The following is a 13093-nucleotide window of genomic DNA, read 5'->3' on the forward strand; positions in this document are numbered from 1 at the left end:
GTCAAGACAATGCGGCGTTGCGCGCACGTATGCGATTTTCGATACGCCGACGATATGTTCCCGCTGGAAGAATCGAGAGCGATGCGTGTACTGATCGTCGAGGACGAACCCTATCTGGCCGAGGCCATCCGCGACGGCCTGCGCCTGGAAGCCATCGCCGCCGACATCGCGGGCGACGGCGACACGGCACTGATGCTGCTCGATCTCAACACCTACGACATCGCCGTCCTCGACCGTGACATCCCCGGCCCGTCCGGCGACGAGGTCGCCGAACACATCGTCGCCGCCGGCAGCGGGCTGCCGATCCTGATGCTCACCGCCGCCGATCGCCTCGACGACAAGGCATCCGGTTTCGAGCTCGGCGCCGACGACTACCTCACCAAACCATTCGATCTGCGCGAACTGATCCTGCGCCTGCGCGCCCTCGACCGCCGGCGCGCCCACAGCCGGCCACCCGTCCGCGAAATCGCCGGTCTGCGTCTCGACCCGTTCCGTCGCGAGGTCTATCGCGACGGCCGCTACGTCGCGCTGACGCGAAAACAGTTCGCGGTGCTCGAGGTGCTCGTCGCGGCCGACGGCGGTGTCGTGAGCGCCGAGGAGCTCCTGGAGCGCGCCTGGGACGAGAACGCGGACCCGTTCACCAATGCCGTCCGCATCACCGTCTCGGCTCTGCGCAAACGTCTCGGCGAACCATGGATCATCGCGACCGTTCCCGGCGTCGGCTACCGCATCAGTACGGGAGGTGACGGTGGATAGGGCACCCGGGCTGAGTGTCCGCCTCAAGCTCACCCTCAGTTACGCGGGTTTCGTCATGCTCGCGGGCACTTTGTTACTCGTCGCCGTCCTGGTCTTCTATCTGTACTACCTGCCTGCCGGATGGATCGACACCTCCGGCAACTTCTGGATCAACCGGGGGCTGCTGCTCCGCTCGTTCGCGCCGTTCATGGCCGCCGTCCTGCTTTTCCTGATGGTCTTCGGCCTCGTCGGCGGCTGGTTCCTGGCCGGACGAATGCTCGCCCCACTCACCCGGATCACCGCCGCTGCCCGCCTGGCCGCCAACGGCTCCCTGTCGCACCGCATCCAGCTCGCCGGCACCGCCGACGAATTCCGTGAACTGGCCGACACTTTCGACGCCATGCTCGCCCGGCTGGAAGCCCACGTCACCGAGAACCAGCGGTTCGCCGCCAACGCATCCCACGAACTACGCACCCCCTTGGCGATCACCCGAACCATGCTCGAGGTGGCTCGTGACGATCCCCCCGACGACCCGGGTGATCTGATCGAACGCCTCCACACCGTCAACAGCCGGGCCATCGATCTCACCGAAGCCCTGCTCGTGCTCAGTCGAGCCGACCAGCGGTCGTTCACACCCGAGCCCGTCGACCTGTCCCTGCTCGCCGAAGAAGCCACCGAGACGCTGATCCCTTTCGCCGAAAAGCACGGCGTCACCCTCGAAACCGCAGGCGAGCCGACCCCCACCGTCGGCTCACACGCCCTGCTCCTGCAGCTGACGACGAACCTCGTTCACAACGCGATAGTCCACAACCTGCCCGGCGGCACCGCGTGGACAACCACTCGGCACCAGCCTGATTCGGTGCTCCTCACCGTCGAGAACACGGGCGAAAACCTCACTCCACGAACGGTTTCCACACTCGTCGAACCGTTCCAGCGTGGGTCCGAACGCATTCGCACCCACGATTCCGGCGTCGGCCTGGGACTGGCCATCGTCGACAGCATCACCCGAGCCCACGCGGGCACTCTCACTCTCACCCCGCGCCCGGGCGGTGGGTTGCGGGTGTCGGTGCAGCTGCCTGCTCGTTAGATCGTCGGGCAGGTGCAGCGGGCGGCGGTCACGCTGCTGGAGCCCGAAATGCGCGCAGCGTGACATCGACAAGGGAATCGGCGTATTCGGCGGTGAGCGGCCCGGACCGGTGGAGCCACCGTTGGAACAACGGGGCGTAGAGCACCTCCAGGACCAGGTCGAGGTCAGCGCCGGGGTCGAGTTGGCCGGCTCGCTGTGCGCTGCGCAAGCGGGCCTTCTTCGCTTCGTCCACCGGACGCGCGAGCTTCTCGCGGAACTGGGCAGCGAGCTCGGGGTCGTTGACGATCTCGACCTCGAGGGCACGAATCGGACGCTCGAAATCCGGGTCTGCGAACTCCGCGGCGGTGGCACGCATGACCAGCTTCAGGTCGGCCTCGATGTCTCCGGTGTCGGGTAGCTCCATCTGTGGCCCGTCCCCTGTTGTGCTCAGAGCCAGGAACGAGTCGAAGATGACAGCTCCCTTGGACGGCCACCACCGGTAGATCGTCTGCTTGCCCACCGCGGCGCGTGCCGCGATCGCTTCGATGGAGACCTTCGTGTAGCCGACCTCGGAGATCAATGCGCGGGTGGCCGCGAGGATGGCTTGGCGCGAACGCTCGCTGCGCCGCGAACTTCTCTGAGCATCGGTCATGGGGGGCAGCTTATCAATCAACCGAGACGAGACGGTTCGGTTGACAAGGAAGGCGACCCGGGTCAAGATAATCGAACCGAGACGGTCCGTCTCATATGAGGAAGGGGTCGACATGACCACCGGCAAAGTTTGGTTCATCACTGGTGCATCCCGGGGTCTGGGCCGCGCATTCGCTGAGGCGGCACTGAGTGCGGGGGATCGTGTGGTTGCCGTCGCCCGCAACATCGACCCCCTCGACGATCTGGCTGCCGGCTATCCGCAAACGCTGGTGCGATTTCCACTCGATGTCGCCGACCGTGCGGCGGTATTCGACGGCGCGCGCCAGGCGTTCGATGCCTTCGGAAGGCTAGACGTGGTGGTCAACAACGCGGGCGGGATGCTTTACGGCATGGTCGAGGAAGCGACAGAGGAGCAGATCAGGGCTCATCTCGACGTGAATTTCTTCGGCGCCGTCTGGGTGTCCCAGGCGTTTGTTCCTTATCTGCGCGCGCAGGGCGGCGGCCGCATCTTGCAGGTCACGTCGATGGGTAGCGCCGGTGGCATGGCAACGGTCGGCTTCTACGGTGCGGGCAAGGTGGCATTGGACTCGCTGAGCGAAGCGCTGGCCATGGAGGTCGACCGGCACGGCATCAAGGTCACCATCGTCGAAATGGGTGGTTACGCAACCGATTTGTTCACCACAGGCATGACTCTGACCGAACCTCTGCCGCACTATGGTGACCTGCGTACCGAACTCGAAGAGATGTGGGGCGAGGAATCAGGTCCGGATCCGAGCACCGCCGCACCGGTGATCCTGGAATTGGCAGCACTGCCGGACCCGCCCCGGCGTCTGATCGTCGGCAGCCGCTCCTTCGACCAGGTCCGAGAACTGGACCGAACCCGGGCCGGTTTGTACCAGGAGTGGGAACATCTGAGCCGAATGGCGCCGGGCTGATCGAGCGCACGACGCCGACCCGAACTATTGCTCGGGTCGGTCGGCGCGTGTCTCAGGCGGGCTTCGTGGGCAAAACGCCCACCGCCGTCCGCCAGATCGCGCACCGCGCCCGCAGACACGTCGATGCCCGCCGCCCCCGAATGACGGTCTCGGCCGCCGAAACCCGGGCCGCACTCGAGTCGTTCCGCCGTGCCCTCAACTCCGGTGACCCGCAAGCCATGCTGGACGTTCTCGCCCCCGAGGTCGTCCTCGTCAGCGACGGCGGTGGGGTCGAGCGCGCGGCATGGCGGCCCGTCGCAGGCGCGGAGAACGTGGTCCGCTACATCCTCGGCGGAATCGGCAGGACCCAGGCCTCGATCGTCATCGATCCCACTCTGCTCAACGGCAGCCCGGCCCTGGTCTTCCGATTGGACGGCGAGATCGATGGAGTCATGGCGTTCCGGGTCGACAAGACCGCATCACCGGCCTCTATTTCGTCCGCAACCCACGCAAACTGACCTGGATCGAATCGGAGACTGCCTTGACCCTGCGCTGACCCAGACCCACGCAGCAGCGCGATTCGCGAGTCATGTGCGCGCGGTAGCTGCCGTCGATACCGGTATTCCTCGACACCGCCCCACGGCAGACGGGATCGTGTCGCGCCCGAACGGAGACCGCAGGCTGCCCTGGCCGGGACAGGAATCAGGTTGTCGGCCAGGCCACTTCGTCGATCGCGAGCCACGGAGCCTTCGCGACGACGGTCGGGGTCATGTCGGTGATCGCCTTGGTGCGACGATGAAAATGCGATTGGTCGACATAGCCTGCCTCGGCGGCGGCGACCGCGGGCGAGCACCCTGCCACCAGGAGATGAGCGGCATGGTCGAAGCGGACCAGGTCGGACGCATGCTTGGGTGAGACCCCGATACAGGTCCGGAAGCGGGACCAGAGTCGCTGGCGGGTCCAGCCGGTCTCCGCGGCAAGGGTCTCGACGCGGATCCGGCCTCGGCTGCGGACGGTCCGGTCCCAGGCATACGTGATCTCGGGTGCTACACCGAATCCGCGACGCACCCGGCTTCGCAGGAATGCGGCCACGATCGCGAACCGCTCGTTCCACGACGGCGTCGCACGGAGCCGCTCGGTCAAAAGGGCAGTTCCGCTGCCCCACAGGTCCGGCAGCGGTGTCACAGTGCCGCCGATGATGCCGGTGTCTTGGAGAATCGCTGCGGCGACGACGGGGGACATGCGGATCTGCAGGACGTCACCGACGCCTGCGCTGGTGATGCGTAGCGGGCCTGCGTGGAGGCCGATGATCACGTTCCCGACGACCCGGCGTCCGAGAACGTCGTACACGACTCCGTGTTCGCTGAGGTCGAGCAGGAGCGTGATCGAGGGATGCGGGATCATGGTGATTTCCACGGCGGCGTCCCCGTGGTACCGGAATCCCGCCATCTGGATTCCCGGCATGGGCACTCGGCCCGGCACAGCGACATCGACCCGATTCCAGTCCCATCGGCTCGCTGCGCTCATGCATCCCAGGCTAACCGGAGTGAAATGCTCTGACATTTGTCCAATACGGCGTGACGGGTCGACGGCAAAGTTGGTGCGATGAGCGAATCGAGTCCCACCAGGCCACGCGAGGACACGACAATCCGCGGGTTGCACGTCGTCGTCGACGGGAGCCCGGCCGCACCGCCCCTGCTGCTCGTTCACGGCTCGGGCGCAACCGGTTCGCTGTGGGCACCGGTGGTGCCGTCGCTCGCCACGAAGTATCGGGTGATCACGATCGACCTGCCGGGATGTGGCCGGTCCGAAGCGGCGTTGACGTACGCCGTTGCGCAACAAGCGGATCGGGTGGCGAAGGTCTTGGACGAGCTCGGCGTCCGAAATCTGAGGGTGGTCGGTCACTCCAGTGGCGGGTATGTCGCGACTGCCCTCGTCGAGAGTCGTCCCGATCTGGTCGGCGAGCTGGTCCTGGTCAGCACGGGGCCGAATCCGGCAGCGCTGCTCCCCGAGCCCGCGATCATCCGGGCACTCACCTCGCCGCCGTTCGGTCCGTTCGTATGGGCGGTGCGCACCGATTCGATGATCCGTCGCGGACTGGAAGCGACTGCGGCGACGACGATCACGGTGCCCGACGGGGCCGTGGCCGACTTGCGCGCGATGTCGTATCGAACCTTCCGTGCGATTCTCTCCGCCAACGTCGACTACCTCGCGGCGCGGCCCGTGCCCCAGCGCCTGATCGACGCCGGAAAGCCCCTCCTCGTGATCTTCGGGGATTCCGATCCTCGCTGGGACCCGGCGTCGGCGCACCACTACGAAGCAGTGCCGGGTGCCGAGCTGAAATACCTTCGCGGAGTCGGGCATCTCGCGATGCTCGAGGCCCCCGACTCCCTCGCCCGCTCGATCCTCGACAGCGCGGTGTCCTAGCAGGTTTCCCAGCGCACCGACGAGATGTTGCTGCCGATGGGGAGCTCGGTCTCCGTGTCGCCGATGAATTGGTGTCCGGCTACGCCTACGGAGTCCCCGGTGAAGTCTGGGTCGGTGTAGAAGCAGACGTTCTCATCGGTGTTGTTGAACAGGCTGTTGACGTTCTGGAAGTACGGCTGCTCCAGCCCGGCGATGTTCTGCCCCGCACCCAGAGTCAGCGCTCGGCCTCCGGCGTCAGGATCGACCCACAGGCAGAGCTTGCCCTCCGGACAAGGTTGAGCGGCGGCCGGTGCCGCGTAAAGAACCGTACCGGTGGTGGCGGCCGCCGCGGCGACTGTGAGGGCGGCGAGGATTCTCCGGACAGACATCATGGGCTGCTCCTGTCGATACGAGGGGTGGTGTAGGTGGGGATCGCACTTCGACGAGAGTTATGCGATCAGTCTATGACCGGCCGCCGGGTCGGTCCTTATGCTCGTTCGGGTCCGCGAGCCGCGAGCCGGGCCACGGGCGTTGATCAGCGCTGCCTGGCAGAAACCCAACGGGCATGGCGGATTCCGGGCCCGGCTCGGCGTCGCGTGTCGTGTTCTGGTTTCACGGTCACTCGGTTAGGTTCGCCCTGCTCGCGTGTCTCGAATGCGCATTGATCCTGTCGGCAGCGGGATGCGATAGCACAGCCACAGGTAGCCGACGACGTCCTGATCGCCTCGAAAAGAACCTGAAGGAGACGACCGTGCGATTCGCCCGTGTTCTCGCTGTGCCCACAGCCGGACTTGTTCTCGGTACCGCCCTCACACTCGTTGCCGCGTCGCCTGCTCTCGCGGAGGACACCGGATTCGAGATCGCCGCCTTCAGCTGCCCCGAACCCGACGGACTCTTCCCTTATCCCGGAGACGTCACGAAGTACGTCGAATGCTCGAACAACGTGCCGACCGTGCAGACCTGTCCGAATGGCCTGAACTGGAATCACAAAGGACAATACTGCGATTGGCCTGCCGATGCCGGCGCGGTATCCGATCACGGAAAGACCGTCATCGGCGCTCAGCGGGCGCGGGCGCTCCAGCGTCCGTCGTAGCGGACTTCGATCGGGTGGGCGAAGGCCGTCGAGACGTGGTCGGTGGTGATGACATCGGTGGCCGGCCCTGCGGCGACGGTGTGGCCGTCGGCGATGAGCAGGGCGTGGGTGGTGGTGCTCGGCAGTTCCTCTAGGTGATGGGTGACCAGGATCGAGGCGACTTCGGGGTGGGTTCGATCGAGGCTGTCCAGGGTGGTGAGCAGTTGTTCACGGGCGGCCAGGTCGAGGCCGGTGGACGGTTCGTCCAGGAGCAGGACCCGGGGGTCGCTGATCAGGGCCCGGGCGATGAGAGTGCGGCCGCGCTCACCCTGGGAAAGGGTGGGCCAGAGGTCGTCGGCCTTGCCGGACAGGCCGAGAGTGTCGATGATCTGCTCAGCTCGGGCCAGGTCGTCGGAACTCGGTGACCAGCGCATCGGTGTGTCGATCGTGCCCGTGATGCCGGTGAGTACAACCTCACGCACCGAGAGGGCGTGCGGCAGCCGATGCCGCGGGTTCACATGCCCGATCGAGCGCCGCAGCCGAGCCAGCTCGACCCGCCCGAACTGCTCCCCGAGCACCCGCACGATCCCCGTCGTCGGAAAGGTGACAGCCCCGCAGAATCCCAGCAGCGTGCTCTTGCCCGCCCCGTTGGGCCCCAGAAGCGCCCAGTGCTGTCCGGCGCGCACCGTCAGCGAGATCCCGTTGATGATCTTCTTGCCGTCCCGGCGGAAGGTCACATCGTCCAGTTCGATCACGGGGCTGGCGGTCATGTGAAGGCCTCCTTCAGGGCGGAAAGGTGCGTGCGGCTGAATTCCGCTGCGGCAGTCGGTGTTCGATCCGCGATCGCCTGCGCGAGTTGCTCGTGTGCGTGCTGGTCGTCCTGCTCGGAGCGGACCGGGCGAAGCTCGAGCATGTCGATCATGGCCAGACGTAGACGCGGAAGAAGGCTGTCGAAAAGCTGTGTGAGGACATCGTTGTGCGCGGCGACGACGACCGCACGGTGGAAGGCCATGTCGGCATCGACGTGATCGGCGACGGGCCGACCTTCGACGCGGCGTTGCGCCAGGGCTCGCCGGATTGCTCGCAGGTCGGCGGGTGTCCGTCGTTGGGCGGCGAGGGCCGCGGCCTCCGCCTCGATGGCGATGCGGGCCTCGATCACCGCGACGATGGTGGCGCTACGCAGCACCACATCCCAGTCCTCGGTGACGTCGAGCGCGGTGACGAACACACCGGCGCCCTGCCTGCTGTCGAGCACCCCTTTGCCCGCGAGTTCCCGGATCGCCTCACGCACGGTCGACCGCCCCACCCCCAATTGCGCGGCGAGCAAGGTCTCGCCCGGTAATCGATGCCCCAAGGGCCACTCGCCCGCCCGGATCCGCGCGAGCAGCAGTTCGGCCGCTTGCGCCGCCAGTGGCTGGCGCCTTACCTGCGGTATCACCCGAGGACCTCTCTACTTGTCTGAGGAGTTGTGGTAGAAGTGTACCCATCATGACCTACACCGCGCTCCTCCTCGGCCGCCACGGCGGGGCCTGACGACCGGCCGCCCCGCCGTGGGGCTCCGTCGTGGCCGGTCTCCGTCGTCTTCGGCCCGTGATGGCCGGGAAGTAGAGCAAGTCATGACCGAATTCCCCACCCTGACAACCCCTTCGGGATCTCTCGCCGATGGTGCGCCCGCCTGGAACCGGCAACGTCACTCGGCGATGCCGTCGTATCGATATCGAGATGTCCACCGTCGCGTGAAGGTGCCTGCCGGACACCGTGACTGGCCGAGCGCACGGATCACCACCGCGCCACTCTGGGTCCCGGTCGACCTGCGCGACGGCAACCAGGCACTGGCCGAACCGATGGATCCGGCGCGCAAACGCCGGTTCTTCGAACTCCTGGTCACCATGGGCTACAAGGAGATCGAGGTCGGCTATCCGTCCGCGTCGCAAACCGACTTCGACTTCGTTCGCCTGCTGGCCGAGTGCCCCATCGCGCCGCTGGATGTGGCCTTGGTCGTGTTCACCCCGGCGCGTCGCGACCTGATCGCACGGACCGTGGAGTCGGTCCGCGGCATCACCAACGACGTGATCATCCACCTGTACACGGCCACGGCGCCGGTCTGGCGCGAGGTGGTTCTCGGCAAGGACAGGAAGCAGCTGCGCGAATTGATCGTCACCGGCGCCCGCGATGTTCTGGAACTGGCCGGCGAGCTGCCGAATGTCCGGTTTCAGTTCTCGCCGGAAGTGTTCAACCTGACCGAACCGGATTTCGCACTCGAGATCTGCGACGCCGTCACCGAGTTGTGGGAGGCGACCCCACAGCGCCCCGTCACGCTGAATCTGCCTGCGACCGTGGAGGTGGCCACGCCGAACGTCTACGCCGACCAGATCGAATACATGCACCGCAATCTCGCCCGGCGGGACGCGGTGATCCTGTCGGTGCACCCGCACAACGATCGGGGGACCGGCGTCGCCTGCGCCGAACTGGCCGTACTGGCCGGTGCCCAACGGGTGGAGGGCTGCGTCTTCGGCAATGGTGAGCGCACCGGGAATGTCGATATCGCCACCCTGGCGCTGAACCTGCACGCCCAAGGGGTCGACCCGATGATCGACTTCTCCGATATCGATGAGATCCGCCGCACCGTCGAGTACTGCACGCGTCTGCCCGTCCACGAACGGCACCCGTACGTGGGCGATCTTGTACACACGGCGTTTTCCGGTACCCATCAGGATGCGATCGGCAAAGGCATGGCCGAGCATCGTGAGCGGGCAGCGTCCCTCGGCGTGCACGAGCGCGAAGCGGAATGGCGGGTGGCGTATCTGCCGATCGACCCCACCGACCTGGGCCGCTCCTACGATGCCGTGATTCGGGTCAACTCACAGTCGGGCAAGGGCGGTATCGCCTACCTGTTGCACACCGAATACGGTCTCGAGCTGCCGCGCCGCCTGCAGATCGACTTCGCGCAGCGGGTGCAGGAATACACCGACGACACCGGCGCGGAGATCAGCGCCGAAGAACTCCGCGCCCTGTTCGAGCAGAGCTACACCGCCGTCGAGCGTCGAATCACGTTGGTACAGTGGGAGTTCGTCGACGGAACCACCGAAATCGTCCTGGGCGCACACGGCACCGAGCACCACTCGACCCACGAGGCGAGCCCGGTCGATGCCCTGGCCACTGCTCTCGGCGAGACCGCCGACTCCATCGAGATCCTCGGCCTCACCCAGCACGCCGCGGCTGACGGCACCGCTGTGAGCTACGTCGAATATCGAGCCGGGGGCAGGACCGGATGGGCATTCGGCCTCGGCGCCTCGCCCGTCGCAGCGTCGCTCGAGGCGGTGATGAACGCCGCGAACGCGGTGCCATAGGAAGAGGCGCGGCCAGGTTCACCGACCGGCAATGCGCGCGGCGACCGCTATTCATCACGGGTTATCCGGCCTCGATAGCGTGGTGGTACTCGGAAGGAGCCGGCGTCATGGAATTCCGACATCTCGTTTCGTTTATCACCATCGCCGAAGAGTTGCATTTCGGTCGCGCAGCGCAGCGCCTCCATCTGACCCAACCAAGTCTCAGTGCCCAGCTGCAGAAGCTGGAGAAATCCCTCGGCGTCCAGCTCGTCGCCCGGAACTCCCACGAGGTCCGGCTGACCCCCGCTGGGCGCGAGTTCGAAAGCCAGGCCCGCCTGATCGTCGCTCAGCTCGACCGCGCCGCCCAGGCGGCCAAGGCCACCGCCGAGGGCAGGGCGGGCAGCCTCAGCATCGGCTACAACCTGCCCGCCAGCAGGCATGTGCTGCCGGAGGCACTCACCAGGATGACCGAACGGCACCCCGACATCGTGGTGTCGCTGTGGGAGAAGCGGACCGGCCCCCAGCTGGCCGCCCTCGCCGACGGTTCGCTCGATGTGGCCCTGGTCTACGGGCATCCCAGTACCGCCGATTTCCGCTATCGTCGTCTGCTGCACCGGGTTCCGCTCGTCGCGGTAGTCGGCCGCCGACATAGGTGGGCCGACCGGCCCGGTGTCCCGTTCGCGGAACTACAGAGTCAGGATTGCGTGCTGTTCGCCCGCGAACAGTGTCCGGCGATGTACGACACCATCCTGCGGTCGGCGGCCGAAACCAGGATCTCGCTCAATGTCACGCATTCGGCCGACGACCCCGGCGCGACGGCGCATATGGTCTCGGTGCGACCACTCGTCGGGTTCGCCTCGCTGCCGCGCGCGATTTCGATGGGAATGGGTGTGCCGGGCAGTAGTTCGGTGGCGGTGAAATTGTTCGATCCGGTACCGACCCTGGATTTGCACGCCGTCTGGCGGGCCGACGAACCGAATCCCGCGGTCGCGTTGTTCCTGGAATGCGTCGAATCGGCACAACTCGATGATGTCCGCGCATTGTCGGCCTGAACCCGTCGATAGGACATGACTTTCGCGCGGTAGGAACAGCGAGTGCGGCAGCGACGGGAATGGTCGGCGCCGTGAAGAATTCGATTCGTGAATACAGTGTCTGCCACCGCGAACGGATTCGTTCCGGCCGATTCGTCCAGTCTGTACGCGATTGTTTCCGACGCGGCACGGCGTGATCCGGCCCGTCTTTCGCTGGGTGCCGCCGACGGCACCCAGCTGACCACCGGCGAACTCGACACCCGGGTCCGCGGGCTCGCCTCGGCCCTGCTCGACCGGGGGGTCGTGGCGGGGGACCGGGTGGCCGTGCTCGGCCGCACGAGCCTGGAATGGGCGCTGCTCGACTGCGCGGCCATGGCTGTCGGCGCGGTGATCGTGCCGGTGTATCCGACCTCTTCGCCGGCGCAGATCGCACACATCCTGAGCGACAGCGGAAGCCGGTTCCACGCGGCCGAGACCGCTGACGACGCAACCCGTCTGACCGACGCCGGCGCGGGCGGCGCGGTGTGGTCGTTCGCCGAGATCGGGTCATGGGCCGAGTCCGCCGAGCACGCCGACCTCGACTCGCGGATCGCCGCGGTGGGCGCCGCCGATCTCGCGATGATCGTTTACACCAGCGGCACTACCGGCCTGGCCAAGGGCTGCATGATCAGCCACCGCAACATGTATGTCACCGCCGCGAACACCGCGCGCCAGACCGAGGGCATCTTCGACGGCACGACGGTGCTCGCGCTGCCGCTCTCCCACGTCTTCGGCCAGACGATCCTGTTCGCCTGCCTGTACGGCGGCAGCCGGACCCATCTGCTGCCCGGCGTGCCCGACCTGGTCCCGGCGCTGGCCACGCTGCGCCCGACCTTCCTCGCACTGATTCCTTACGCGCTGGAGAAGATTCGCAAACACGTCCGCGCGCTGCTCACCGAAGGGCAGGAGGACGCGGCCGTCGAGCGCGGCCTTACGCTGCTGGCCGAGGGCGCCGCACCCGCCGCCACCGACGACGCCGTCGCGACCGCGTTCGGTGGACGCCTTCGCTACGTGATCTCCGGCGGCGCCTCCCTCGACGACACCACCGTCGGCTTCTACGCCGGGTTCGGTGTGGTGATCCTGAACTGCTACGGCCTCACCGAGGCGGCCACCGCGGTCACCGTGAGCGCACCGTCCACCAACCGGCTCGGCACCGTTGGCCGTCCCATCCCGGGCACCGAAGTCGGCATCGGTGCCGACGGCGAAGTCCTCGTCCGCGGCCCGCACGTCTCGCCCGGCTACTGGGGCGCGGCCGCCGACCAGCGGCCCGTCGACGCCGACGGCTGGCTGCACACCGGCGACATCGGCGAACTCGACGACGGGCACCTGCGGATCACCGGGCGCAAGAAGGAGATCCTGGTGACCTCCGGCGGCAAGAACGTGGCGCCGACCCCGCTCGAGGACCGGGTGCGGCTGCACCCGCTGGTGAGCAACTGCATGGTCGTCGGTGACGGGCGCCCGTTCGTGACGGCGCTGATCACCCTCGACGCCGAGCGGTACGCGAAGTGGCGTGCCGAGCATCCCGACGGCGATCCCGCCGAGACGATCCAGGCCGCCGTGGACGAGGCGAATTCCCTGGTGTCGCGGCCGGAATCCATTCGCGCATTCCGCATCGTCGACGGCGATTTCACCGTCGACGCCGGCCTGCTCACCTCGTCGTTGAAATTGCGCCGGGCCGCGATCGCCGAAACCTGTTCCGCCGAAATAGATCAGCTCTACGTGTCACGCGGGTAACGCGACACGAAATTCTCCCACCTGTCCCGCCGACGATAGCCGGGACCGATCGGCCGATGAATTGCGGTGCCCCCAGTGGTTTCCGTATTCCACCGGCGACAGACTCGAAATCGGAA

General features: G+C 66.7%; 14 protein-coding genes. 9 read left to right on the forward strand and 5 right to left on the reverse strand.

Annotated features, from left to right (window positions below; all coding sequences use genetic code 11):
• The first annotated feature begins 81 nt into the window (after positions 1–81).
• A complete protein-coding gene (locus LDL21_RS07600) occupies positions 82–756 on the forward strand; it encodes a response regulator transcription factor (protein WP_225279391.1) in 675 nt (224 codons plus the stop codon).
• On the forward strand, positions 749–1822 hold the full coding sequence (locus LDL21_RS07605) for a sensor histidine kinase (RefSeq protein ID WP_181698302.1): 1074 nt from the start codon (positions 749–751) through the stop codon (positions 1820–1822). Before LDL21_RS07600 ends, LDL21_RS07605 begins: the two co-directional genes overlap by 8 nt.
• 28 nt (positions 1823–1850) lie before the next feature.
• Here LDL21_RS07605 and LDL21_RS07610 read toward each other — a convergent pair whose 3' ends face one another.
• A complete protein-coding gene (locus LDL21_RS07610; RefSeq protein WP_225279392.1) occupies positions 1851–2453 on the reverse strand; it encodes a TetR/AcrR family transcriptional regulator in 603 nt (200 codons plus the stop codon).
• A gap of 112 nt (positions 2454–2565) precedes the next feature.
• Here LDL21_RS07610 and LDL21_RS07615 point away from each other — a divergent pair, with 112 nt between their 5' ends.
• Both LDL21_RS07615 and LDL21_RS07620 read left to right on the forward strand, forming a co-directional pair.
• The gene (locus LDL21_RS07615; RefSeq protein WP_225279393.1) at positions 2566–3387 is read left to right on the forward strand and encodes an SDR family NAD(P)-dependent oxidoreductase; all 822 of its coding nucleotides are present in this window, start codon (positions 2566–2568) and stop codon (positions 3385–3387) included.
• Positions 3388–3452: 65 nt separating this feature from the next.
• A complete protein-coding gene (locus LDL21_RS07620; RefSeq protein WP_225279394.1) occupies positions 3453–3884 on the forward strand; it encodes a sigma-70 family RNA polymerase sigma factor family protein in 432 nt (143 codons plus the stop codon).
• 184 nt (positions 3885–4068) lie between these two features.
• Here the strand turns inward: LDL21_RS07620 and LDL21_RS07625 are convergent, their stop codons facing one another.
• On the reverse strand, positions 4069–4893 hold the full coding sequence (locus tag LDL21_RS07625; protein WP_225279395.1) for a helix-turn-helix domain-containing protein: 825 nt from the start codon (positions 4891–4893) through the stop codon (positions 4069–4071).
• Positions 4894–4971: 78 nt separating this feature from the next.
• Here LDL21_RS07625 and LDL21_RS07630 point away from each other — a divergent pair, with 78 nt between their 5' ends.
• Positions 4972–5793, forward strand: coding sequence for an alpha/beta fold hydrolase (locus LDL21_RS07630; RefSeq protein ID WP_225279396.1), 822 nt, complete (start codon positions 4972–4974; stop codon positions 5791–5793).
• Here LDL21_RS07630 and LDL21_RS07635 read toward each other — a convergent pair.
• On the reverse strand, positions 5790–6164 hold the full coding sequence (locus tag LDL21_RS07635; protein WP_225279397.1) for a peptidase inhibitor family I36 protein: 375 nt from the start codon (positions 6162–6164) through the stop codon (positions 5790–5792). The two genes, LDL21_RS07630 and LDL21_RS07635, sit on opposite strands and share 4 nt — an antisense overlap.
• Positions 6165–6337: 173 nt before the next feature.
• Between LDL21_RS07635 and LDL21_RS07640 the strand changes: the two genes are divergently transcribed.
• Positions 6338–6865, forward strand: a complete 528-nt coding sequence (locus tag LDL21_RS07640; RefSeq protein ID WP_225279398.1) for a carbohydrate-binding module family 14 protein — start codon at positions 6338–6340, stop codon at positions 6863–6865.
• Here LDL21_RS07640 and LDL21_RS07645 read toward each other — a convergent pair.
• Together LDL21_RS07645 and LDL21_RS07650 are read right to left on the reverse strand one after the other, a co-directional pair.
• A complete protein-coding gene (locus LDL21_RS07645) occupies positions 6832–7614 on the reverse strand; it encodes an ABC transporter ATP-binding protein (protein WP_225279399.1) in 783 nt (260 codons plus the stop codon). The genes LDL21_RS07640 and LDL21_RS07645 overlap by 34 nt on opposite strands.
• Positions 7611–8282 carry a FadR/GntR family transcriptional regulator gene (locus LDL21_RS07650; RefSeq protein ID WP_225279400.1) on the reverse strand — a complete coding sequence of 224 codons (672 nt, stop codon included), beginning with the start codon at positions 8280–8282 and terminating at the stop codon, positions 7611–7613. The genes LDL21_RS07645 and LDL21_RS07650 overlap by 4 nt, the downstream gene beginning before the upstream one ends.
• 262 nt (positions 8283–8544) lie before the next feature.
• Here LDL21_RS07650 and LDL21_RS07655 point away from each other — a divergent pair, with 262 nt between their 5' ends.
• The 3 genes from LDL21_RS07655 (at position 8545) to LDL21_RS07665 (ending at position 12977) form a co-directional block, all read left to right on the forward strand.
• The gene (locus tag LDL21_RS07655) at positions 8545–10194 is read left to right on the forward strand and encodes a 2-isopropylmalate synthase (protein ID WP_225280308.1); all 1650 of its coding nucleotides are present in this window, start codon (positions 8545–8547) and stop codon (positions 10192–10194) included.
• Positions 10195–10301: 107 nt separating this feature from the next.
• Positions 10302–11225: a LysR family transcriptional regulator gene (locus tag LDL21_RS07660; protein ID WP_067498605.1), complete on the forward strand. Its 924-nt coding sequence runs from the start codon at positions 10302–10304 to the stop codon at positions 11223–11225.
• Between the two features lie 87 nt (positions 11226–11312).
• On the forward strand, positions 11313–12977 hold the full coding sequence (locus LDL21_RS07665) for an AMP-dependent synthetase/ligase (RefSeq protein ID WP_225279401.1): 1665 nt from the start codon (positions 11313–11315) through the stop codon (positions 12975–12977).
• Positions 12978–13093: the final 116 nt, after the last annotated feature.

This window comes from Nocardia rosealba, from assembly GCF_020216065.1.
Lineage (GTDB): Bacteria > Actinomycetota > Actinomycetes > Mycobacteriales > Mycobacteriaceae > Nocardia > Nocardia rosealba.